Source organism: Flectobacillus rivi, from assembly GCF_030056655.1.
In the GTDB taxonomy this organism is placed as follows: domain Bacteria; phylum Bacteroidota; class Bacteroidia; order Cytophagales; family Spirosomataceae; genus Flectobacillus; species Flectobacillus rivi.
Genome location: NZ_JASHIE010000018.1, coordinates 141,479 through 162,821, shown reverse-complemented (window position 1 = coordinate 162,821; position 21,343 = coordinate 141,479). Strand labels below are relative to the sequence as shown.

Below are 21,343 nucleotides of genomic sequence, written 5' to 3'. Positions count from 1 at the left end.
CTTTTTAAACAGTGCATCAGCTTGCCATACGGTAACTTCAGACAGCCATTGATTTTGCGGTTGAAAACATAATATGGGAGCATGTTTACAGCGATCAGTACATTCAATTTTCACAATTTCAACCTTGTCTTTGAGTCCATGGTCTTTTATAGACTCCTTAAAGAACTTCCGAAGTTCTTTATGTTTTCCGCATTTGCTACCATCGCAAATCAGAATGGTTCTTTCGGGAAATGTTACATGAGACATAACTTTTGAAGATTTTTAGTACAAGATAAAAAAAAACCTATCCAAAATAAACGGATAGGTTTCTGATAGCGAAATAAAGGTATAGAGGTCGACTTTCTAAATACAAATTGAAATGGCTTTTTGATTCAAAAGGACCAACTGCATTGCGCCAGTTGCACTACGCCAGTCGCACTGTGCCAATCCTTTCATCAGCCATTTTAGTTACTCAGTAATTAATGCGGTTTTATTTTTTTGTTTTGGTAAAGTATCTCTCTTTTTATTGCGGCGGCCCCACCAAATCATAAATCCAGTAATAGGCAAACTTGCTGAAATGAGACTTACTGAAAAAGCTAAAATTTTTCCTGCAATACCCCAAATAGCACCAACATGAATATCATAATTCATTCTGAAAAGTTTGTCAGACGCAGTAGCATCTTTGAGACGACCATAAATGTGTGAAACATTAATTTCTTTGAGAGTATATTGATCAAAGTATCGATAATCTGTTGTCCAGTAAGTACCTTTTTGATGATTTACATTCACAGCAATTGAAGCAGAATCGGATTCGGGAACGTGGACTTCGATGGATGCTGCGTGAGGTGTTTCTTTCAATACTTTTTGCCAAGCTTGGTCTATGGCTACTTCTGAACTTGAGGTAGGGACTTTTCTTGAAAGTGGTTCAACAAATTCTAAAGATTTTTTTCCGCCAATACCAGCATAAACTCCTTTAGAAAACCATTGAAATCCCCAAACCAATCCCGTTATAACCAATACAACCACCACCCACGAAGCATAAAAACCTAAAACGTTGTGTAAATCATAGTTTTTGCGACGCCATTGAGCATTCCATTTAATTGAAAATCGCTGTTTGGCAGCACTTTTATTTTTAGGCCACCAAAGAATAATGCCAGAAATAAGCAGGACAAAAAAGACCAGTGTTGCCGAAGCCACGATAGGTTGTCCAACTGTAGGAGGTAACCACAAATAATAATGCCCATCTAACACCCATCTAAAAAAATCCTTTGACATATCTTTCACATGCAGCACCTTGCCTGTGTATGGGTCGAGGTACACGAGGAAATAATGGTAAGGTTCGAAATGATAAAATATAGCTTGAACTGATTGATCGGACGTGCCGTACATAATTGCATGTAAATTTCTGGTAGGCAAAGTTTTAGTAGCAATCTCCTGTAATTTGGAAGGAGATAACATCGATGTTTTTTGGGGTGTAACAAAACGAAACTCCTCAGTTGCATTTTGTATTTCTTCCTGAAAAGCATACAAACAACCCGTAACACTAATGATAAAAACGATAATCCCTGAAGCCAAACCCAAGAATAAATGAATTTTTCCGACAAGTTTTTTAAAATTCATTGAAGAATAATTTTAGATGTATAATCAATAAATGAGCATCCCTCCTATTGGAAGGATGCCTCTACAATTAAAATTTGTATCCTACTGTCAAGCGAGCATTGCGTAGGGCTTCCGTTTGATAATAATAAAAACCACCCCAGTTGTAATAAGCACCTGAATACAAATAGGCATTAAGTAAATTATTGATATTCAATGCAAAAGATAATTTATTGACTTGATATGAAACTGCGCCATCCATTTTGAAATAATCTTTCAGAGGTTGTTTCGTTCCATCAAATACGTACCAAGACGAACGACCATTTTGATATTGAGCTCCCAACGAAACGCCCCAGCCTTTCAATTTTCCATTGGTAGCTTTATATGATAACCAAGCATTGGCAATGTTTCTGGTTGAACCGGGCACATCAACACCCTCATTTACAGGATTGGTATCTTTGGTAACTTTTGCGTTAGTATAAGCATAATTTAAGGTTAGGTCTAGTCCATGAAGGATTTGTCCACGAAGGTCAAATTCAACACCTTTTGTTTGAGTTTGTCCCAACTGCACAGAAAAATTAGGGTTGCTAGGATCAGCAGTTAGTACATTATTCTTGGTGATATTATAAGCAGCCACAGAGGTAGTCCACAAGCCTCCCAGCCATTCTCTTTTCAAACCAATTTCTTTATTATTGCCTGTAATAGGCTTAAAACTTACACCATTTTGACCAGCACCAGCTTGTGGAATGAATGCTTCATCAAACACCGCGTAGGCAGAAGTATGTTTATCAAGCGAATAACTTAAGCCAACTCGTGGTGTAAATTTGTTTCCAACAGCTTCGCCAGCATAAGGATTACCGTCAGTTGAGGACGTAAAGCGACCAGCCAAGGTTAATCTTAATTTGTTTTCAATCAGATGAATTTCATCTTGCACATAAAACGCATAGTATTTTTGGTAATAATGCGCCCCACGTTCTTTTAAGCTTTTACTTCTATCATACACAGGATATACCGATTCGGGAGTAATACCGTATTGTGGATTGTAAATTGCCAAAGGAGTAATTTCCTTTCCATCTACAAAATCATGATAATAATCCTTGTAACCAATGTCGGTACCTCCCAACAAAAGGTGTTTAAAAGAGCCCGTTTTAAAATCTCCATTTACAAAAAACTGTCCAAGCTTATTTTCACCTAATACATCCCAGATAGACATTTTACGATAAAGTGTATCGCCATTGGCTGATATACCAGTAGGCCACATCGATTGTCCCACTTGGCTATAATTCATATAAGCCACCTGTCCTGTAAACTTCCAATTAGGATTAAACGCATGAGCAAACGTCAAAAAAATCGTATTGTCGTTGATATTGGTCGGATCCATATTTTTCTCAGCAGTCGTAAAACTTGCTGGTAAATCAGCAAAACCTTTTTTCGAATAAGAATAATTAGACCCAATCATTGACATTTGGTTATACTGGTAGGTGTACTCAGCGGTCAATGAAGTTTTAGGTGAAATTTGGTATTTGATAACTGGTGCTACCGACACACGATTATTGTGCTCAAACAAGCGGTGCGAGCCTTTCGACTGCCCCATAATGTTTAGACGGTACAGTAATTTTCCATCATTCGTCAACTTTCCATCCAAATCCAATGTAGTACGATAGGTATTAAAACTTCCTACAGTACCAGTTACCTCGCCACGTGTAATCCCCGTTGGCTTTTTGGTTACTACATTGTAAAAACCCGCAGGTTCACCATTGGCAAGCATAAATCCAGCAGGACCTTTGACAAACTCAATACGCTCGACCATACTCATATCTTCAGCAAGAGGTCCCCAAGCCATTTGCACATTCATTCCATTTCTAAAAGCTGCAATTTGCGAACCACGCATATTCAAAAGTGCATAATTATCCCAGTGCTCAAGGCGTGTAACGCCACTTACATTGCGGGTTACGCCTTCGAGCATGTCAAAAATTTGTTGGTCTTGAAGGAGTTGTTTCGTAACAACTTGGATATTTTGAGGTAATTCGAGTAAAGGGGTTTTTAATCTTAAAGAGATTGAAGGATAATCTGTTACATATTTACTAGGGTTCGAGTTTACGATAACTTCCTGTAATTCTTTGGCACTTTCAGGTAAAGTCAAGGTAATTTCCAGTGTTTGTCCAGAGGTTAAACTTACTTTTTGTTGAACAGCTTCTAAGCCTACAAAACTAGCCTGAACTATATAGTTACCAGCTTTAAGCCCTTGAATTTCAAAATTACCAGCATCGTTGGTCACTACACCTTTATTAGTACTACGTAAAATTACATTCACAAATTCCGCAGGTTTGCCCTCTTTAGTTTTGACTTGTCCTTTCAATACTGCGGTTTGAGCTATTGATAACCATGAACACATCAATAGCATCAATGTAAAATAAATGTTTTTCATTATAGAAATATTTGAGAGTTGATCAAGTGGTTAGTGTCCACTATTTAGGGTATCCCCAAAGCCATATTTATAGATTGAAATCCCTAATTATTTTGATTTTGATGAAACAAAACTATAGCTTATTTAGACTAAATACAAATAAATACACGTTTTTATTTGGAACAATTCTAAACAAGTAAATATATTTGCTTAGAATTTAACACAAGAAAATATATTAATTATCTATTAATCAAATAGTTAAACTTAAATTAGCAAGCCTATGAATATTTTAATGTTTAGAACCGATATACAATCACCGATAGGTATCCAATCGGTATGGGAAGCTTTACAGCCACTCGGAATTAAATCATTCAGTATTGATTTTTCTGATTTTAATCACGCACTTTCTGTGGTGTCAGAAGAACTGATAACTCCTCAATCAATCAGTACTGCATTGAAAGGGATTGGGTATTACAGCGAATACCTTTCGAAGTAGATTTTGACCTTAAAGCTAAAAACGTATATACTATGCGTCATCAAGAACATCAAACTCAAAGCATTCTGGAAAAAGAAAATGCTTTTGTTAGTCACTGCACTTGTTGCAATCAATATAATCTTTCCTATAAAAATTTGCTTTTTGCACTTTCTTTAGCTGAGCTTAGACAATTTAAAGCTGTCATGGAGGAAAAAATAGGCTTTTATGAGTATCCAAGTTCTCATGGGAAAGAGTTGTTATTCAAAACTCCGCTACAGCACTTCTTTTTATTGTTTTCAGAAGCCGAAATCCTTGAACTATGTGATTTCATAACCGAAGCATTGTTGGTTATTGAAGCACGATTTATACTATCAAACAGTCAAATTGACGAATAAAAATATAAAAATTTAACAAGATGCAGAATACTATTTTGTATAATTAAAATAAGACAAAACAAAGTTTATAAATGCCCTAGTTTAACAATTGTAGACCGTTAAACTAAGGCATTTTTTATATACCTAAGCGAAGAAATATCATGATAAATAGCACATATTGAGAATAATTTGAAAGTAAAATTTAGGAATAAATACTCATCTTAAAGAAATTATATTAATCTTTTGTAAAATTTTAGTAAAAAATACGCTAATTTTACCTCAAATCAATAAAATTCCTGTTTTCCACATACAAGCAGTTATTTTATTTTGATATTTATAAAAACCACCATACATAATTTTTTCGATAAACCACAGCACCCCATTGGACTGCATTATTATTGGTACTTTTCATAGATATCTTCTTTTGCTAATTATTGTATTTTCTTTATCTACTAACTAAAAACGCACAAAAAATGAATAATCATTTACGAAATTTTCTCGTATTATTTCTGTTTGTGTTGACTTGTGGCTATGCCCAAGCTCAAACTACCGTGAAGGGGGTTGTTTCTTCGAAAGAAGACGGTACAGCCTTACCTGGTGTTACAGTTGTTCTAAAAGGTACTACCAAAGGTACGACCACCGATAAGGATGGTAAATTTAGTATCGCTGCTACTGGAAATGGCACTCTAGTTATTTCATCGGTAGGTTACACAAAACAAGAAATTGCTATCCAAAACCGTACAACTATCGATGTTTCGCTTGAAGGCGATGCTCAGATGCTGAACGAAGTATTAATTGTTGGCTATGGTACTGTAAACAAAGCTACACACGTAGGTTCGTCTGCTCAAATCGGCAAAGACGTAATTGCAACTAAACCAGTAGCAAACGTAATGAATGCCCTAGTAGGTGCTGCTCCAGGGGTTCAGGCTACTTTGTCTGGTGGTGCTCCAGGTTCTGAACCAACCATTCGTGTAAGAGGCTTTGGCTCACTTTCTGCTTCAAACAGTGCTCTTTATGTGGTTGATGGCGTACCTTTCAACGGTAGTACTGCAACATTGAACCCAGATGATATTGAGTCTATCTCAGTATTGAAAGATGCTGCCACTACAGCTATCTACGGTTCACGTGGTGCAAACGGTGTAATCATGATTACTACCAAAAAAGGGAAAGAAGGTCGTAATAACTTCAATGTAAGCGCATCAGTAGGTGTAATTGCTAGAGGTTTGCCGGAGTATGAAACTGTAAGCGCTCAACAATATTATCCTTTGATGTGGGAAGTAAACCGTAACACATTGGTTTATGGTTCTTTGAAAGTACCGCAGGATATAGCAAGTAGTATTGCCTCAGGTTTGACAACTGCTTATGGTGGTAGAACATTCTCTAGTACTTATAACTTATTAGGTAACTACAACCCATTCAACGTTTCTCCTACACAAATTGTAGACGTAAACGGACAATTGAACCCTAATGCTCAGCTATTATATCCAGAAGACTTGAACTGGGCTAATGCTATGCAACAAGGTGGAAAAAGCAGAAAAAACTATACGATCAACTATGATGGTGGTACTAGCAAATCTGACTATTTTGTTTCATTAGGTTATACAAAAGAACAAGGTTATTTGTTAAAATCTGATTTCGAACGTTTCACAGGTCGTGTTAGTGTAAATACACAAGCTACGAAATGGTTGAAAACTGGTTTGAACTTGAACGGTACATACAGTATGGCAAATATCGATGCAGGTTCTGATGGTGGTACATCTTTCATCAACCCATTCTATATTTCTCGTTTCATGGCTCCGATTTATCCAGTTTACAAACATGACCCAACTACAGGAGCGTATGTTTTGGATGCAAACGGTAACAAAGTTTATGACATGGGTGACTCTAGACCAAACTCAAGTGGTCGTCACACAATTTGGGAAAATGAGTTGAACCAACGTAACCAAATTCGTGGTTTGTTAGGTGCTCGTACATTCGCGACAATCTCTATTTTGCCTAGCTTGAAAGCTACAACAAATTTGAGCTTTGACTTACAAGATACTCACTACCGTACTTATGACAACCCTACGATTGGTGATGGTGCTCCTGCAGGTCGTTCATATCACTACTTGTATCGTACTACGAACTATACTTGGAACCAATTGTTAGAATATGACAAATCTTTTGGCAAACACCATGTAAATGTATTGGGTGGTCATGAGAACTTTACTTACAAATACAACTATTTGCAAGGTTCTCGTTCAGGAATTATCGTTGATGGCATTACTGAATTGCCAAACTTTGCAACAGTATTAGGTGTTTCTTCTTATGAGGATAATTATACTTTAGAAAGTTTCTTTGCTCGTGCTAATTATGACTTTGACAAAAAGTATATCTTGAATGCTTCTATCCGTCGTGATGGTAACTCTCGTTTCGCTCCTGGCGTACGTTGGGCTAACTTCTGGTCAGTTGGTGGAGCTTATAATATCGAAAGAGAAGATTTCTTTGATGTGAAATGGGTTGACTTGTTAAAAGTAAGAGCATCTTATGGTGTTGTAGGTAACGACCGTCTAAACGACCCTAGTGGTAACGCAATGTATTATCCTTACCAAGCATTATATACTTTAGGTAGAAATAACAACGCTGAACCTGGATTTACACAAGCATCCATTCCAAATCCTAATTTGACATGGGAAACAGCTAACAATTTTGACTTAGGTGTTGACTTTAGCTTGTTTAAAGGTAGACTATCTGGTAGCCTTGAGTATTTCAATCGTGAAACAGATGGATTGATTTTTAATGTACCGCTTCCATTAGCATCAGGAGGAACGACAAGTGGTGGATTTACGACACCAAAAAATATTGGTAACCTTTACAACAGAGGCTTAGAATTGCAATTGACAGGTGATATCATCAACACAGGTGATTTCAAATATTCAGCAACTATTAATGCGACTACTTTGAAAAACCAAATCACTAAAATGCCAGAAAACCAACCATTGATTATCTCTGGTTCAAAAGGTTTAAGTGTTGGTCACTCAATTTATGATTTCTACATGCGTCAATTCTATGGTGTTGACTCTGAAACAGGTAATGCTTTGTATAAAACGAACATCCTGACGACTAACGGTAAGGTAATCGGTGCTGATACAGTAACAACAGTATTATCGGAGGCGAACCTTCGTTACAATGGCGCATCTTCTATTCCAGATGTCTATGGTTCGATGAATAACAACTTCTCATACAAAAACTTTACATTGAGCGTACAATTAACTTACCAGTTAGGTGGTAAAGTGTATGATTCAGCATATGGTTCGTTGATGCACGGTGGTACTTATGGCACAGCTATGCACGTAGACGCATTAAGACGTTGGCAAAAAGCGGGTGACGTAACAGACGTTCCTCGTTTTGATAACGGAAACATCGCTAACCAAGCTGGTGGTAGTACAAGATTCTTAACAGATGCTTCATACTTAATGTTGAATAATGTTACCCTAACTTATAAAATCCCTTCAAACTGGTTGGCTAAGATTGGTGCTAAAAATGCAAGCATCTATTTCTCAGGTGAAAACCTTGGTCTATTGTCAGCAAGAAAAGGTATGAACGTAACAGGTTCATTCAACGGTACTGTAGACAACACCTATAACTTCAACAGAGTTATGTCAATTGGTGCTCGTTTAGGTTTTTAATTAGGAAATCATCAATAAAAGAGAAAAAGCAAATGAAAAATATACTTAAAAAAGGCGTTCTAGGATTAATGACTGTATTGTCATTATCTGCGTGCGAATCGGATTATCTCGAAACAGCACCTACAGACCAAGTTGCTACAGTAGATGCTTTTAAAACAACTAAAAATGCTTGGGCGGCATTAAATGGTATTCACCGTTTGATGTACTCACAAATTTTTAGCGTGCAGGCACAGGGTGGTCAGTCTGGTAACATGTTATATACCGACATTTTGGGGGAGGACTTAGTATTTCCTAACGTTTCAAACTCATGGTTGAGAAGTGAGTATCAATGGATTAGTCACCGTACTGCAACTAGCTCAATTTGTTATTATAGCTACACTTTCTATTACATGCTTATTAGTAACGCAAACATGATTATTGCGAACATTGATAAAGCAGAAGGGTCGGATGCTGATAGAAATGCAATCAAAGCAGAGGCTTTAACTTACCGTGGTTGGGCGTATTTCCAAATGGTACAGTTATTTGGAGAACGCTTTGTGGCTGGTGCTGCTAACAGTGGTTTAGGTGTTCCGTTAGTTCTTGAACCAAAAACTACTCCAACGCCACGTGCTACTGTTGCTGAGGTTTATACTCAAATCAACAAAGACTTAACAGATGCTATTGCTTTGTTTTCAGGCTATACTCGTTTAGACAAGTCTCACTTCAATATCAATGTAGCAAAAGGTATCAAAGCTCGTGTTGCACTTACTCAACAAGATTGGACTACTGCTGCTACCTTAGCAAAAGAAGCAAGAACTGGCTTTGCATTGATGTCAAATACAGACTATTTGGGTGGTTTCAACAACTATTCAAATGGAGAATGGATGTGGGCTTCTAGAATTGTAGCGGATCAGACTAACTACTTCTACTCGTTCTTTGCTTATATGTCGAACAACTATAGCTCAACGGCTATTCGTTCAACTCCAAAAGTGATGTTCTCGGCATTGTACAATAAAATTACTGATACAGATATTCGTAAGAAATTGTGGGATCCAACAGGTAAAAACACCGTTGATTTCCCTCTTCCAGCTTCTACGTTCAACAGATACGCTTACCATCCTAAGAAATTTAAGGTTGCGGATGTAAACTTAAGTATCGGTGATGTTCCTTACATGCGTGCTGCCGAAATGTATTTGATTGAGGCTGAAGCTTTGGCTCGTTCAGGAAATAACTCAGGTGCTGCCGATGCGCTTTATCCTTTAGCAATTAACCGTGACCCTTCTTATGTAAAATCTACAAAGACTGGAGATGCATTAATCGAAGAAATCATGACTCAGCGTCGTGTTGAACTTTGGGGTGAAGGTTTCCGTTTCTACGATTTGAAACGTACAAACGCTGCTTTGAACCGCAATGGTGGTAACCACAATGCTGCTTATACAAACGGTGTAATGGATGTATCTGCTGGTGATAAGAGATGGGTATTCTTGATTCCTCAAGACGAAATCAATAACACTAATGGTGTGGTTGTCCAAAACCCACAATAAGCTAATTTAGGGCTTAAAAATAGTAGGGCTGTTATCAACTTAGGTTAATAACAGCCCTCTTTTTTGAGAAAAAATGAAATAAATAGCGTGTATAATTTAAATTTTATACAATATTTGTTTAATATTTATTTGTCCAATCCATACTTTATAAAACTATATGTTATATCGACACAAAAAAAGCCTTTCTCGTATTAAGGTAATTAGTAGCTCCATCTATAATCGCGATATTGAAGCCTTCTGTGTATTGTTTACTCGATTCGACGATACAACTGAAGAACTATTCTTCATGACAAAAGATGAGTTTGATCAACAGTTCGAAGTACAAAATGCCTCCCACAAATCAAACGAAACAGCCTGTGTAAATATTCCTAGTTAGTACTTACATATCTTTAGCACATCGAAAACCAATATGGTTTGTCGAACTCATGGCCTCTCCTTTTCCTCTACTCCCCGCCTCATATCTCACACAATACTGATCACTGCACAGATAAGAGCCACCTCTTTGAACATACTTTACGACGCCAGGTTCTTCTGGATCAAAGCTATTTTTGGGTCCTTTAGGATTCTGCGCGGGACTCGACTTGTAATAATTCACATGATACAAATCACTACACCATTCCCAAACATTTCCTGTCATATCATACACACCCGTGGTATTAGCAGGGAATGACCCTACTGGAGCTGTAGCAGCATAACCATCCTTTTTAAGATTACTTGTCGGAAAGGTACCTTGAAAAATATTTGCCATCCATTTTCCATTAGGTAGTAACTGATTTCCCCATTCGTATTTGGAACTAGTATTTTTACCCTTCGAGGCAAATTCCCATTCGGCCTCCGTAGGTAGACGTTTTCCTGCCCATTTGGCATAAGCCACAGCATCTTCATGGGCAATATGAACAACGGGATAGTTCTCCTTCCCTGCAATATTACTCTTAGGACCTAATGGATGTTGCCAGTCTGCGCCAGCTACAAACTCCCACCATTCGAAGTAGTTGTCAAGTGAACTTACTTGCTTTGGTACTTTAAAAACCAATGACCCTGCCTTTAATTTTTCTAATGGAACACCAGGAAATGCTTTAGGATCGAGTGGTCTTTCTGCCACGGTGATATATTTGGTAGCTTTTACAAATGCTGAAAACTCCGCATTCGTTACCTCATGCGCATCTATCCAATATGAGTTGACTGTGACTTTATGAACAGGTACTGCATCTGAGAAGTCTTTATTTCCCATCATAAAACTACCTCCTTGCACAAACACCATTCCGTTGTCTTTCTTGTCTGCATTAGCCTTGATACTATTTTTCGTAGCTATTCTAGCCAAGCTTTTTTTCTTAGGTTCTGTTTTACAAACAACTACAGAAGGCTTTTGTTGAGTGGTGATAGCCTCAGGGGAAATTGGGTTTAAGATCCATCCCACCAGACTTGTCAGCATTATTATTCTCATCATGTTACAAAATTTTATAGAAAATAGGAGTTATCATTTTTATGGATAATGTTCAAATTTAGCAAAAACTCAAGAGTTTTGTATCCTTTAGTTTTATTCTCCTTACTATCCTAAAATCTGCTGATTATTTATCTTAAACAAAAAACGCTTCCTAAGGTCTGTACCTCAGAAAGCGTTTTATTGACAAAATTAGTTAGGTTACTGCAAGTGTTTGCATGAATTGAGCCTCTATTTCACCAATCGGATAGATTGTATAGCACCAGAACCATTTTCTCCTGTCGCGACTATTTTAATTTGAATGCTTTTCTGCATCAAAATATTTTCCCCTAAGTCTATGGTAAAGACTTGTGATTTTCCGTTTTCTGTACTAGTCTCTACTTTTTGAGTTAAGGTATCATTTAACCAAACTTCGAAAGCATGAGCTTTTGAATCTTTCAATATGGTTATTTCAATCGCTTTGGACTTTAAGTCTGGGTTATTTAGTTTATAAGACATCCATGCAGTTGTCGAACGCCAAAAATTACCAATACTCCCTCCTACTCTAGTCTGTTTTCCGTCAAAGGCGTGATCTGCTTCTGGTTGTTGTTCGCCCAAACTAATCCAATCTACAGTTTTTTGACGCAAAATAATATCAGCCTGCTCTTCTGCCTTCAATTTTTCCTGGTGCTGACTTACCTCATTAGCATTCATCAAAGGCCAGTACATCATGTAACGAGCATCATGCAACTGATAAAATGGCTTTAAAATCAAACTTGTTTTTTGAGTAAAAAACAAATTAGGATTTTCTATTTTATAAGCAAGAGGCTGGTTTTTAAGAGGCTTCAAACTCGCAATTACGGCATTTTGTGAACCCACCAATACAGGAGCTTGATTGATAGGATACAATTTACCCATAGCTTCATGACCCATTCTTGAATCATCCGCAACTAATCCCTTCAAATCCAAAGAATCCGTAGCAGCAGCCAAAATGATTGGCCCGTGAGCAAAAGCATACCAATTAGAGCCATCAGGCAATTGCTCCAAACGGGTTTGCATTGGTAATGCTAATTGAATTTTGTCGCCATTTTTCCACGTCTTCTCAAGTGAGACATATCCCTGTGCATCAACTGTTAAGTATTGAGATTGATTATTGACTTTCACCAATAATTTTTCGCTATTTAGCCAGAATGGCTTTCTCAGAAATAACTTAAATTTTTGTGTTTGCTTCAATGAAAGTTGAATGACAGTGCTTTCTTGATTTGGAAAATCTGTTTTTTGGATAAAACGAATACCTCTTTCTTTCCAATCAAGTTGTGATGGCATAAATAAGTTTACCCAAATATTTCTATCATCATGAGCATATATCAGCTCGGCATACTTCCCGTGGTTTTCTATCCCAGACCCAACGCAACACCAAAAACCTTTCTGAGCATCAGAATATACTCGATAATGTTGAGGACGAATCGGTGTAAAATAAACCAATCCTCCATGTTCAGGATGCTGGGAAGAAAGAATATGATTGTAAAGTGTTCTTTCGTAAAAATCTATATATGAAGACTTTGGCTCATGCAAAAATAATGCTTTGGTGAGTTTTAGCATATTGTACGAGTTACAAGTCTCAGGTCCTTGGTTAGACTCCAACATAGGCTTGAAATCGTTAGTCGCGTTGAAATGTTCACGATAACTATTTCCTCCAAAAGCCACACTACGTTTTTGGGTCACATTTTGCCAAAAATATTCACTCGCCGAATGCCAATCTTGACGGTTTTTCAACTCAGCAATTCTTTCAAAACCTATGACTTTCGGAATTTGTGTATTGGCATGTAAACCTGTTAATTTATCTTCATGGGATACCAATGGCGCAAGAATAGCCTGATGCGACATTCTTTCGGCTACATCCAGATATTTGTTTTGTTGAGTTATTACATACACATCTGCCAAAACCTCATTCATACCTCCATGCTCTGTTTTGAGCATCTGTTGAATTTGCGTATCGTTCAGGGGCGCTATTAGATTACAAAACCAGTCCGTAAGATGAATCAGCACTTCCTTAGCTTTTTGGTTTCCACCAATCAAATAGGCATCTCTTAAACCAGCAAATAACTTGTGAATGTTATACAAAGGCACCCAAGTATTATTCAAACCAAAGCCACTACCATCAATATCACCTTTACCAATCCTTTCCCAAAAAATTTTGCCATTGGGTATTCCACCCACATAACCATTCTTGTTTTGCTGTTGACAAAGCGCTAGTTCAGCGATACAATAATCTAGCTTTTCTTTCAAACGCTTATCATCTGTAGATGCATACATCAACGCCAATGCAGACAAATAATGCCCCCCAATATGACCGTCTAGGCCAGAACTCTCCCAGTTACCATACGCTGGTGCTTTTACGGGTAAACCTGCTTCCTTGCGATACGGCGCAAGCAATCTGTCGGCATTCAGTGAAAGAATATAGTCTAAATCCTTTTGTTGGGCATGCAGAAATGCACCGCGTGTCAATCTGACTTCATTCAAAGAAAAAGCCTCAATCGGCTTTGGAGAGTTTTGGGCATAGCTTACTGAAGAACTTATCGTAAAGCCAAGCCCAATGAGCATAGAGGTTACTTTTTTCATTATCGTCAAAAAAATAAATTGTGTATTTTTGACACAAATATAAATAACAGAAAAGTAACTAAATCATGATTTGTCATGGTTTTTTAAAAATAAATCTCTTTAAAATGAAATTGTCTTTCAAAACGAGTACAAAACTCTTTTGAAAGACAATCCATTAGCTAAAAAAGAACCTATTATTTCTCTTCTATTATCACAAATCCCCACGGCTCAAGCGATATTCCTTGATTAGCAGTCACTACCTTATTACCTAACAAATCATTGCCAGCATTTTCTTTGTAGGTAAAATTTTGAGAAGCTCCTGAATAATTAAAATAGTAATGTAATTTCTTCCCCAGTTGATTGGTACCCGAACGATGAACTAGTGGAAACTCCAACCCTGATTTCTCCTTTGGTAATTGAGCTTTATCTAAAACATTTTGTAAAACCTGCTTGTAAACAAACTCACTGGTCAAACATCCAACATAAGTTGCTGTTCCTTTACCAAATTGATTTTGAGTAATAGCTGCGTATTTTCCCCATTGAGGATGCTCATAATTAGCCAAAACTTTGGCTGTTGTTGGAGTCAGCAATTCCATCCATTGGGTTACCTTAGTTTTGTCTGATGTCCATTTTCCTTCTGTATCTTTCAAACTTACGCCATTGGGGATTGAAAATTGGGAATATTGTACTCCACAAGCTTCGGATATGATGGCAGGTTGTATTTCTGTTCTGACTTTGACGTTTTCGTCAGAAAAACCGCTCTTCAAAGTATAAACCACATGTCCGCCATTTTTGACAAAATCATTCAGTTTTTTCAAAAGATTTGTTGGAGCAGCATACAACGCTGGAACAACAATTACTTTGTATTGCGAAATATCCTCTGTTGAAGGGTCGATAAAATCAAGCTCGACATTCATTTTATATAAAGCATCATAGTAAGGTCTCAAAATATCATTATAAGTCTCACGAGCTCCCCAACCAAAACTAAATGCATTAAATGCTGTCAAAGCCTCGTTACTGAATAGAATTGCTACTTGATTATTCTTTTTAAGATTGATTAATTTTTGTCCAACTCTTTGAAAATCTTGACCTATCGTAATAGCTTCATTATACGTAGGATTAGGCTGAAAATCATGACTTAGCAAACCTTTCCAATACGTTTCGGCCGAGTTATGAATTGAGTGCCAATGCCAATATTCAACCATATTGGCTCCAGAAGCTAAATGACTAAATGCCTGTAAACGTAATTGATTAGGATATGGTGTCCATTGTGGAAAGCCTTGAGCTTCAGTTTCTAATACAAAATAATTCTTTCCATTCTTCATCGAACGAGTAATGTCTCCCCCCAAAGCAATTTCAGTCCCAGTTAATTGGTCTTGACTAGGGTGATAAATATCTATCCCTGCCACATCCAAGGTCTTAGCCGTTGCAAAATGATCTACATCAGGCTGAATCCCATAAGAATACCCTCGCCAATCAAGGTCAAAATTTTGGGTAATAAATTGCTCAGGACGCTTATATTCACGAACTATATCTGCTTGCCATTTCAAGAAATCAACCACCAATTTACGTTGGAACTTAGCAAATTCAGCAGCGAAACTTGCATTGATAGTCCCAACTGTTGAAGGAAAATCTTCCCATGTATTAATTCTGTTACTCCAATAATCAAAACCAAAAGCTTTATTTAGTTTATCAAGTGTTCCAAATTTTTGTTTACAATATTCTACAAAAGCCTTTTGTACATTGGGTCCTGCTGTACCGTAAGCCTTAGTTTCATTATCAACTTGATACCCTATTATAGCAGGATGCTTACTAACATGTTCCATTAGTTTGCGGATAACCCTCTCGCTAGCTTCACGATAGTGCACATTCGAAATATCCATATTTTGTCGCGCGCCATATTGATTCTGTCCACGAGAGGTCACAGCTAAAACATCAGGATGCTTACGAACCAGCCAAGTTGGTACAGCGTAAGTAGGCGTTCCTATAATTACAGCAATTCCAGCTTTGTGCATGGCATCTAAAACTCGATCAATATGCGAAAAGTCAAAGGTATTTTCTTGAGGCTCTAAAGTGCTCCAAGTAGACTCAGCAATACGGACCACGTTAATGCCAGCCTTTTTCATCATTTCAACATCTTGCTGAAGCCTATCATAGGGCATATACTCATCATAATAAGCTACACCATAATAAGGAGTTTTGGGAGAGAAATTCTGAGCTTGTAAACCATAATGAGAAGCAACAGCCAAGCAGATAGCGCACCAAATTTTTTTCATAGTAAAATAAGATATTTATTGAATCATAAAGATACAATAAATATAGTCAAACAAATACTTCGTAAAGTCTAAATTTAGTAAAGGGATTTTTGCAGATACTTATCAAAAAACAAAAAAGAAGCTATCCTATTCAGGATAGCTTCAATCGCTAAAACGCAGTGCTTGAATGAACATTTTATAAATATTATTCAAGTAAACATTTAAAAACAATTCCTGAAATCAGGATATACCAATTACACTTTTAAAAACACCGTTAAACCACGAGCCCCATGTGCACCCAATACCAATGATTGTTCAATATCTGCCGTTTTGGAAGGCCCAGCTAAGAAAGTCGCAAAACCATATTCCTCCATTCCGATTTGAGCATAAGCTTCATGCATTGATGATACTAAAGAATTTGCTTCCAAAACAATCGCCAAATATTGTGGAATAAATGCCGAAACACGTTGCTTCAAAAGGGATTCGGTAATCCATATAGCGCTATTTTCAGCAACGCCCAAATGACCTCGTATAATAGTGAAATCAACATTCTCCAAAGTATGCGGGTCATTATCGACCCAATCAAGCTCGGCAATATCCGCCAATTCGGGAAGAGTTGAGGTAATTCTGGCATTCGAATCGAAATGTTCGTGGACGAAAGCCTTTATTTCTGACCAATCCGAAAACTCGATTACTTTACCTCCAATACCTTCCAAAATTGTTTTAAACTGTTGGGCAGGGCTTTCATAGACGTTCCCCAATCCTTTCAAATCAGGTAATGCACTAAATTCTGGTTGATTTTGAGCTATTTTTGCTAAAATTTTATCTCTGCTACTCATGATATTTGGGTAACCAATGAAGGTTTTATCAATGTGATTCAACTTTAGTTTGATGCAAAATAGAAGAAAAGAAGGCGGGTGGAAAATCTCTCACCCAATCCGACTTTTACACCTCACTATGTCATGGATAAACTCCAAATTTTGCATTGTCGTTTGTCAATCCTCTCGGACAAACTAAGATTTTTTATTATTCAGATACCATTCTCTAAAAGATTCCTTTGGAGGCTCTGGCATTTCTCTATTTTTGAACCAAGGATTTAACCCATTATTAACCACAAAAGGTATATTACGCATAAACCATCGCCCAACTTTCCCTCCTGTTTGATAAATAGCAGGATTTGATAATGTAAAGGTCATTGCGCCCATTCCTAGTTTTTTGGAAGTGGTGGCATAGCCCTCTTTTACAATCACCTGACGCCATTTATAAAGTTGGTCATGAATATCAATTTTGACGGGGCATACATTCGAGCATGAACCACATAGCGTCGAGGCAAATGGTAAATCTGCATTCTTACGCATATCCAAATTAGGCGCTAAAATAGAACCAATTGGACCAGCAACCGCATTATGATAACTGTGACCACCACTACGACGATACACAGGACACGTGTTCATACAAGCCCCACAACGAATACACTTCAACGAGTTACGAAAATCCTCACGACCCAACTGCGTCGAGCGACCATTATCGACAATCACAATGTGCATTTCTTGACCTTCACGGGGCTTTTTGAAATGACTCGAGTATGTTGTAATAGGTTGCCCTGTAGCACTTCTCGCCAACAATCTCAAAAATACACCGAGGTGTTCACGACGAGGTATTAATTTTTCAAAACCCATACATGCAATATGAACATCAGCCAAGTGGGCTCCCATATCTGCATTTCCTTCGTTGGTGCAAACCACAAACTCTCCAGTTTGAGCTACTGCAAAATTCACACCTGTCAGTGCTATTTTACGAGTCAAGAAAGTTTCACGCAAGTGATGGCGTGCAGCTTCAGTAAGATATTGCGGATCTTTATTTCCTTTTTCAGTTCCTAAATGTATGTGGAAAGTTTCACCAACATCCTCTTTTTTCAAGTGAATCGCAGGTAAAACAATATGACTTGGTGGCTCATCGCGCAATTGAACAATGCGTTCACCTAAGTCAGTGTCAATTACCTCAACACCATTTTTGGCTAAATAATCGTTCAAATGGCATTCCTCGGTCAGCATTGACTTACTCTTTACCATACGAGTAACGCCATGCTTAGCAATAATACCATGTACAATCTTGTTATGCTCCTCGGCATCGGCAGCCCAGTGCACATGTACGCCATTGGCCAAGGCATTCTTCTCAAACTCGACTAAATAGTCGTGCATATTTGACAGCACATTATGCTTGATATTCGAAGCCGTAGAGCGCAATAATTCCCAATCAGGAATATTATGGGCAGCTTTATCTCGCTTACTTCTTACAAACCAAAGTGTTTCGTCATGCCAACCTACACGCTCTTTGTCTTTATTAAATACCTCCGAGGCTTTGCTATGTTCAAGAACTTTAGATTCCATATTTGATTACTGAATAAGTAAGTACTAGTGCTGAATGATGAGTTGTGAACTTTGCGTAAAACTGACAATTAGATCCTTACATTCACAATTTAACAGTTACCAATCAGCATTATAACTTAAGTTGGTAGCAAAATCTATTTGACTGTACTATTTAATATTTCCGCAATATGTATCACTTTTACAGGGCTTTGTTGACGACGAAGTATTCCTTCCAAGTGCATCAAACAAGACATATCTCCTCCAGTAATGAACTCCACGTTCTTGTCTTCATGGTCTTTCACACGGTCTTGTCCCATGCGTACCGAAATGGCTTCTTCGGTCACACAGAAAGTTCCACCAAAACCACAGCATTCGTCTTTTCGAGACAAAGAAACCAAATCCAATTGTTTGACTTGTTTCAATAATTGTTCAGGTTTTGAGAAAAAAGGTGCATTCAACTCCGTCATTTGTGCCAATTTCAAACCTCGCTGACCATGACAACTTTGATGCAAACCTACTCTGTGTGGGAAATTAGCCTCCAGATTCTCCACTTTTAGTACATCCGTCAAAAACTCTGTCAATTCATAAACTCGTTTACGAATCGTGGAAGCTTTATCTTCTCTTTTCTCCTCATGTAAGTGTTCTTTAATATGCAAAGTACAACTTCCAGAAGGGCAAACGATATAATCAAAGCCTTCAAAATTATCAATGAATAAGGAATTACATCCTCCTGTCAAATGTTCAAATCCTGAGTTGGCCATCGGCTGACCACAGCAAGTTTGATTTAAAGGAAAATGAACCTCACATCCCAATTTTTCGAGCAACTCCAAAGTTGCCACTCCTATCTGAGGATAAAATTGGTCAACATAACAAGGAATGAATAAGCCAACACGCATAATCTTGGATATTTCATATTGGTGGCACTTGAGCGTACCACTTTAAATGTATTTCAAATTCAATAAAAGTGATCTTCAAAAAAGCCTAAAGCTATTATAATCAACAAATTGTACTTTTTTATGTTTACCCAAATATGTCAAATATTTTCAATCACCACTCAAATAAGGTATTTTACTAAAAAACTACTCTTATTTCAGACTGGTTTTCTATAACTTGAGATATAGAGGTTCAACTTAACCTTTAGGTAAAAGCGTCGGCTGACACGCATAAAACTTCAAATCTATCAAATCTCCTGGCAAAGCTTTTGAATTCCAATGCTTATGAATCGCTAATGCAGCCCCTAAAGAACTAGCCTGTGCCATCGATGCCGCAAACACTTCTAATTCAGGAAAAGCAGCAGCTAAGAGGTTCATGAATATAGGATTTTTACTAAAACCACCATCTACAAAAACTCGCTTCACAGGGTAATTGTGCAAAACCAATTCCGTAGAAATTAATTGTTGGGTCATAATATCCAACATCAATTGATGGTAAGCTTCCTCAACCGATGAATAATCTGCCAAGTCACGATGTTCAAATAAAGAACTTTTTAATAGTTCATATTTATTATCCTCTTCCGAAACCGATGGGCTTTGTGCATTTTTCAATCGATCGATGATTTGTGCATCATAAGCTACGGTTTTGAAGAAATCATTTTCTACGCCAAAATGATGTGCAATACGCTTCGTTTGAATTTCATGTTCGTAACCCGAAAACAAACGAGAAGCTTTTACAGGCTTGCCTTGATAGTGCATATAACATAAACAGTCATATTGCAACTCTTCAAAAGTAAGCGGAATATCATTGAATGGGTTCAAGGTAATACTCCATGTTCCCGTTGAAAGCAAAATAAAAGGTTCTTGAAAATTTATCAAATAAGGAATCAAAGCTGATGAACTATCGTGTAAGCCAACCCCTACAGATACTGTCTTATCCTCATTCGCTAATTTTACCACTTCGTCTGAATAGAAAAGTGTTGGTAGTTTTGTTTCAATTTTTTCGCGAGAAGTCCATTCGTGATACTTCTGCACTCTGAAATCCCAGAGATTGGTATGACAGCCAATACTAGTAATATCAGAATAATATTTTTTTGTAAAGAGGCTATGTAAAAACTGAGGCAAGTGAAGACAATATTTTACTTGCTCAAATATTTCAGATTTTTCGTATTTCAAACGATAAATCTGCATACCAGAATTAAGAGAACCTAATACTGGAGAGGCAGTTCTGACTGCAAATTCTTCCTCACCGCCATAAGTATCATAAAACTGCTTTTGCAGCTCAGCCGAATAGGACTTTAGATAATTATAAAGTGGAGTCAATACATTTCCCTCTTCATTTACATAGACAAAACTTGCCCCATAAGTTGAAAAATTAAGCGCATTTACTACAAAGTTATCTAACGAAAGTACTTCATTCCATGATTCTAATACCCATGATTGCAGCAGGTTTACATCCTCGCAAGCATCCCCATCCTCGTCGGTAGTTTCGGGGAATTGCATACTTTTTTCCCAAACAATTTGGTATTGTTCGTCAAATAAAAACAGTTTTTTATTGGTTTTGCCAATATCAAAGATTGCGCAAACTGGTATCGGATTCATATTTCGGTAATGAATTTTAAAACAGCCTAAGGCCTCAACAGATATGTCAGTAAATGAAGGGAAGAATATTCCCGAGCTATTAGTCACTCGGGAATACAAATTCTAAAGTATATAGAAAAAGAGAAGAGGTTTCTCTTTTAAA

15 protein-coding genes are annotated in these 21,343 nt (G+C 37.4%); 5 read left to right on the top strand and 10 right to left on the bottom strand.

All coding sequences use genetic code 11. From position 1 onward, the window contains the following. The 3 genes from QM481_RS22025 to QM481_RS22015 all read right to left on the bottom strand — a co-directional run. A partial coding sequence (locus QM481_RS22025) for a (2Fe-2S) ferredoxin domain-containing protein (RefSeq protein WP_283383354.1) occupies positions 1-246 on the bottom strand: 246 nt, incomplete at its 3' end. A 201-nt stretch (positions 247-447) separates the two neighbouring features. Beyond that, positions 448-1,599: a PepSY-associated TM helix domain-containing protein gene (locus QM481_RS22020; protein ID WP_283383353.1), complete on the bottom strand. Its 1,152-nt coding sequence runs from the start codon at positions 1,597-1,599 to the stop codon at positions 448-450. A gap of 67 nt (positions 1,600-1,666) precedes the next feature. Beyond that, entirely contained in the window at positions 1,667-4,003 is a 2,337-nt protein-coding gene (locus QM481_RS22015; RefSeq protein WP_283383352.1) for a TonB-dependent receptor, read from the bottom strand. 259 nt (positions 4,004-4,262) lie between these two features. Between QM481_RS22015 and QM481_RS22010 the strand changes: the two genes are divergently transcribed. The 5 genes from QM481_RS22010 (at position 4,263) to QM481_RS21990 (ending at position 10,398) form a co-directional block, all read left to right on the top strand. Continuing rightward, a complete protein-coding gene (locus QM481_RS22010; protein ID WP_166551181.1) occupies positions 4,263-4,478 on the top strand; it encodes a hypothetical protein in 216 nt (71 codons plus the stop codon). Positions 4,479-4,510: 32 nt separating this feature from the next. Beyond that, on the top strand, positions 4,511-4,852 hold the full coding sequence (locus QM481_RS22005) for a DUF6686 family protein (protein WP_283383351.1): 342 nt from the start codon (positions 4,511-4,513) through the stop codon (positions 4,850-4,852). A gap of 452 nt (positions 4,853-5,304) precedes the next feature. Beyond that, positions 5,305-8,499 (top strand): SusC/RagA family TonB-linked outer membrane protein, encoded by a 3,195-nt coding sequence (locus QM481_RS22000; protein WP_283383350.1) that lies wholly within the window; start codon positions 5,305-5,307, stop codon positions 8,497-8,499. 32 nt (positions 8,500-8,531) lie between these two features. Next, entirely contained in the window at positions 8,532-10,022 is a 1,491-nt protein-coding gene (locus tag QM481_RS21995) for a RagB/SusD family nutrient uptake outer membrane protein (RefSeq protein ID WP_283383349.1), read from the top strand. Positions 10,023-10,179: 157 nt separating this feature from the next. Continuing rightward, positions 10,180-10,398 (top strand): hypothetical protein, encoded by a 219-nt coding sequence (locus tag QM481_RS21990; protein ID WP_283383348.1) that lies wholly within the window; start codon positions 10,180-10,182, stop codon positions 10,396-10,398. Between the two features lie 3 nt (positions 10,399-10,401). Here the strand turns inward: QM481_RS21990 and QM481_RS21985 are convergent, their stop codons facing one another. The 7 genes from QM481_RS21985 to QM481_RS21955 form a co-directional block, all read right to left on the bottom strand. Next, positions 10,402-11,469, bottom strand: coding sequence for a formylglycine-generating enzyme family protein (locus QM481_RS21985; RefSeq protein ID WP_283383347.1), 1,068 nt, complete (start codon positions 11,467-11,469; stop codon positions 10,402-10,404). 225 nt (positions 11,470-11,694) lie between these two features. Beyond that, complete coding sequence (locus QM481_RS21980) at positions 11,695-14,064, bottom strand: glycoside hydrolase family 127 protein (RefSeq protein WP_283383346.1); 2,370 nt, start codon at positions 14,062-14,064, stop codon at positions 11,695-11,697. 173 nt (positions 14,065-14,237) lie between these two features. Beyond that, complete coding sequence (locus QM481_RS21975) at positions 14,238-16,319, bottom strand: beta-galactosidase (RefSeq protein ID WP_283383345.1); 2,082 nt, start codon at positions 16,317-16,319, stop codon at positions 14,238-14,240. Positions 16,320-16,552: 233 nt separating this feature from the next. Next, positions 16,553-17,137 carry a LutC/YkgG family protein gene (locus QM481_RS21970; RefSeq protein WP_283383344.1) on the bottom strand — a complete coding sequence of 195 codons (585 nt, stop codon included), beginning with the start codon at positions 17,135-17,137 and terminating at the stop codon, positions 16,553-16,555. A gap of 174 nt (positions 17,138-17,311) precedes the next feature. After that, complete coding sequence (locus QM481_RS21965) at positions 17,312-18,688, bottom strand: lactate utilization protein B (RefSeq protein ID WP_166551188.1); 1,377 nt, start codon at positions 18,686-18,688, stop codon at positions 17,312-17,314. A gap of 134 nt (positions 18,689-18,822) precedes the next feature. Next, positions 18,823-19,563: a (Fe-S)-binding protein gene (locus QM481_RS21960; protein ID WP_283383343.1), complete on the bottom strand. Its 741-nt coding sequence runs from the start codon at positions 19,561-19,563 to the stop codon at positions 18,823-18,825. 234 nt (positions 19,564-19,797) lie between these two features. Continuing rightward, positions 19,798-21,201 carry an FGGY-family carbohydrate kinase gene (locus QM481_RS21955; protein WP_283383342.1) on the bottom strand — a complete coding sequence of 468 codons (1,404 nt, stop codon included), beginning with the start codon at positions 21,199-21,201 and terminating at the stop codon, positions 19,798-19,800. Positions 21,202-21,343 lie beyond the last annotated feature (142 nt).

Coding starts and splice junctions, on each gene's coding strand:
- QM481_RS22005 (WP_283383351.1), top strand. CDS start 4,511: ATGCGTCATCAAGAACATCAAACTCAAAGCATTCTGGAAAAAGAAAAT.
- QM481_RS22010 (WP_166551181.1), top strand. CDS start 4,263: ATGAATATTTTAATGTTTAGAACCGATATACAATCACCGATAGGTATC.
- QM481_RS21995 (WP_283383349.1), top strand. CDS start 8,532: ATGAAAAATATACTTAAAAAAGGCGTTCTAGGATTAATGACTGTATTG.
- QM481_RS21990 (WP_283383348.1), top strand. CDS start 10,180: ATGTTATATCGACACAAAAAAAGCCTTTCTCGTATTAAGGTAATTAGT.
- QM481_RS21975 (WP_283383345.1), bottom strand. CDS start 16,319: ATGAAAAAAATTTGGTGCGCTATCTGCTTGGCTGTTGCTTCTCATTAT.
- QM481_RS22020 (WP_283383353.1), bottom strand. CDS start 1,599: ATGAATTTTAAAAAACTTGTCGGAAAAATTCATTTATTCTTGGGTTTG.
- QM481_RS21960 (WP_283383343.1), bottom strand. CDS start 19,563: ATGCGTGTTGGCTTATTCATTCCTTGTTATGTTGACCAATTTTATCCT.
- QM481_RS21970 (WP_283383344.1), bottom strand. CDS start 17,137: ATGAGTAGCAGAGATAAAATTTTAGCAAAAATAGCTCAAAATCAACCA.
- QM481_RS21955 (WP_283383342.1), bottom strand. CDS start 21,201: ATGAATCCGATACCAGTTTGCGCAATCTTTGATATTGGCAAAACCAAT.
- QM481_RS21980 (WP_283383346.1), bottom strand. CDS start 14,064: ATGAAAAAAGTAACCTCTATGCTCATTGGGCTTGGCTTTACGATAAGT.
- QM481_RS21965 (WP_166551188.1), bottom strand. CDS start 18,688: ATGGAATCTAAAGTTCTTGAACATAGCAAAGCCTCGGAGGTATTTAAT.
- QM481_RS22015 (WP_283383352.1), bottom strand. CDS start 4,003: ATGAAAAACATTTATTTTACATTGATGCTATTGATGTGTTCATGGTTA.
- QM481_RS21985 (WP_283383347.1), bottom strand. CDS start 11,469: ATGATGAGAATAATAATGCTGACAAGTCTGGTGGGATGGATCTTAAAC.
- QM481_RS22000 (WP_283383350.1), top strand. CDS start 5,305: ATGAATAATCATTTACGAAATTTTCTCGTATTATTTCTGTTTGTGTTG.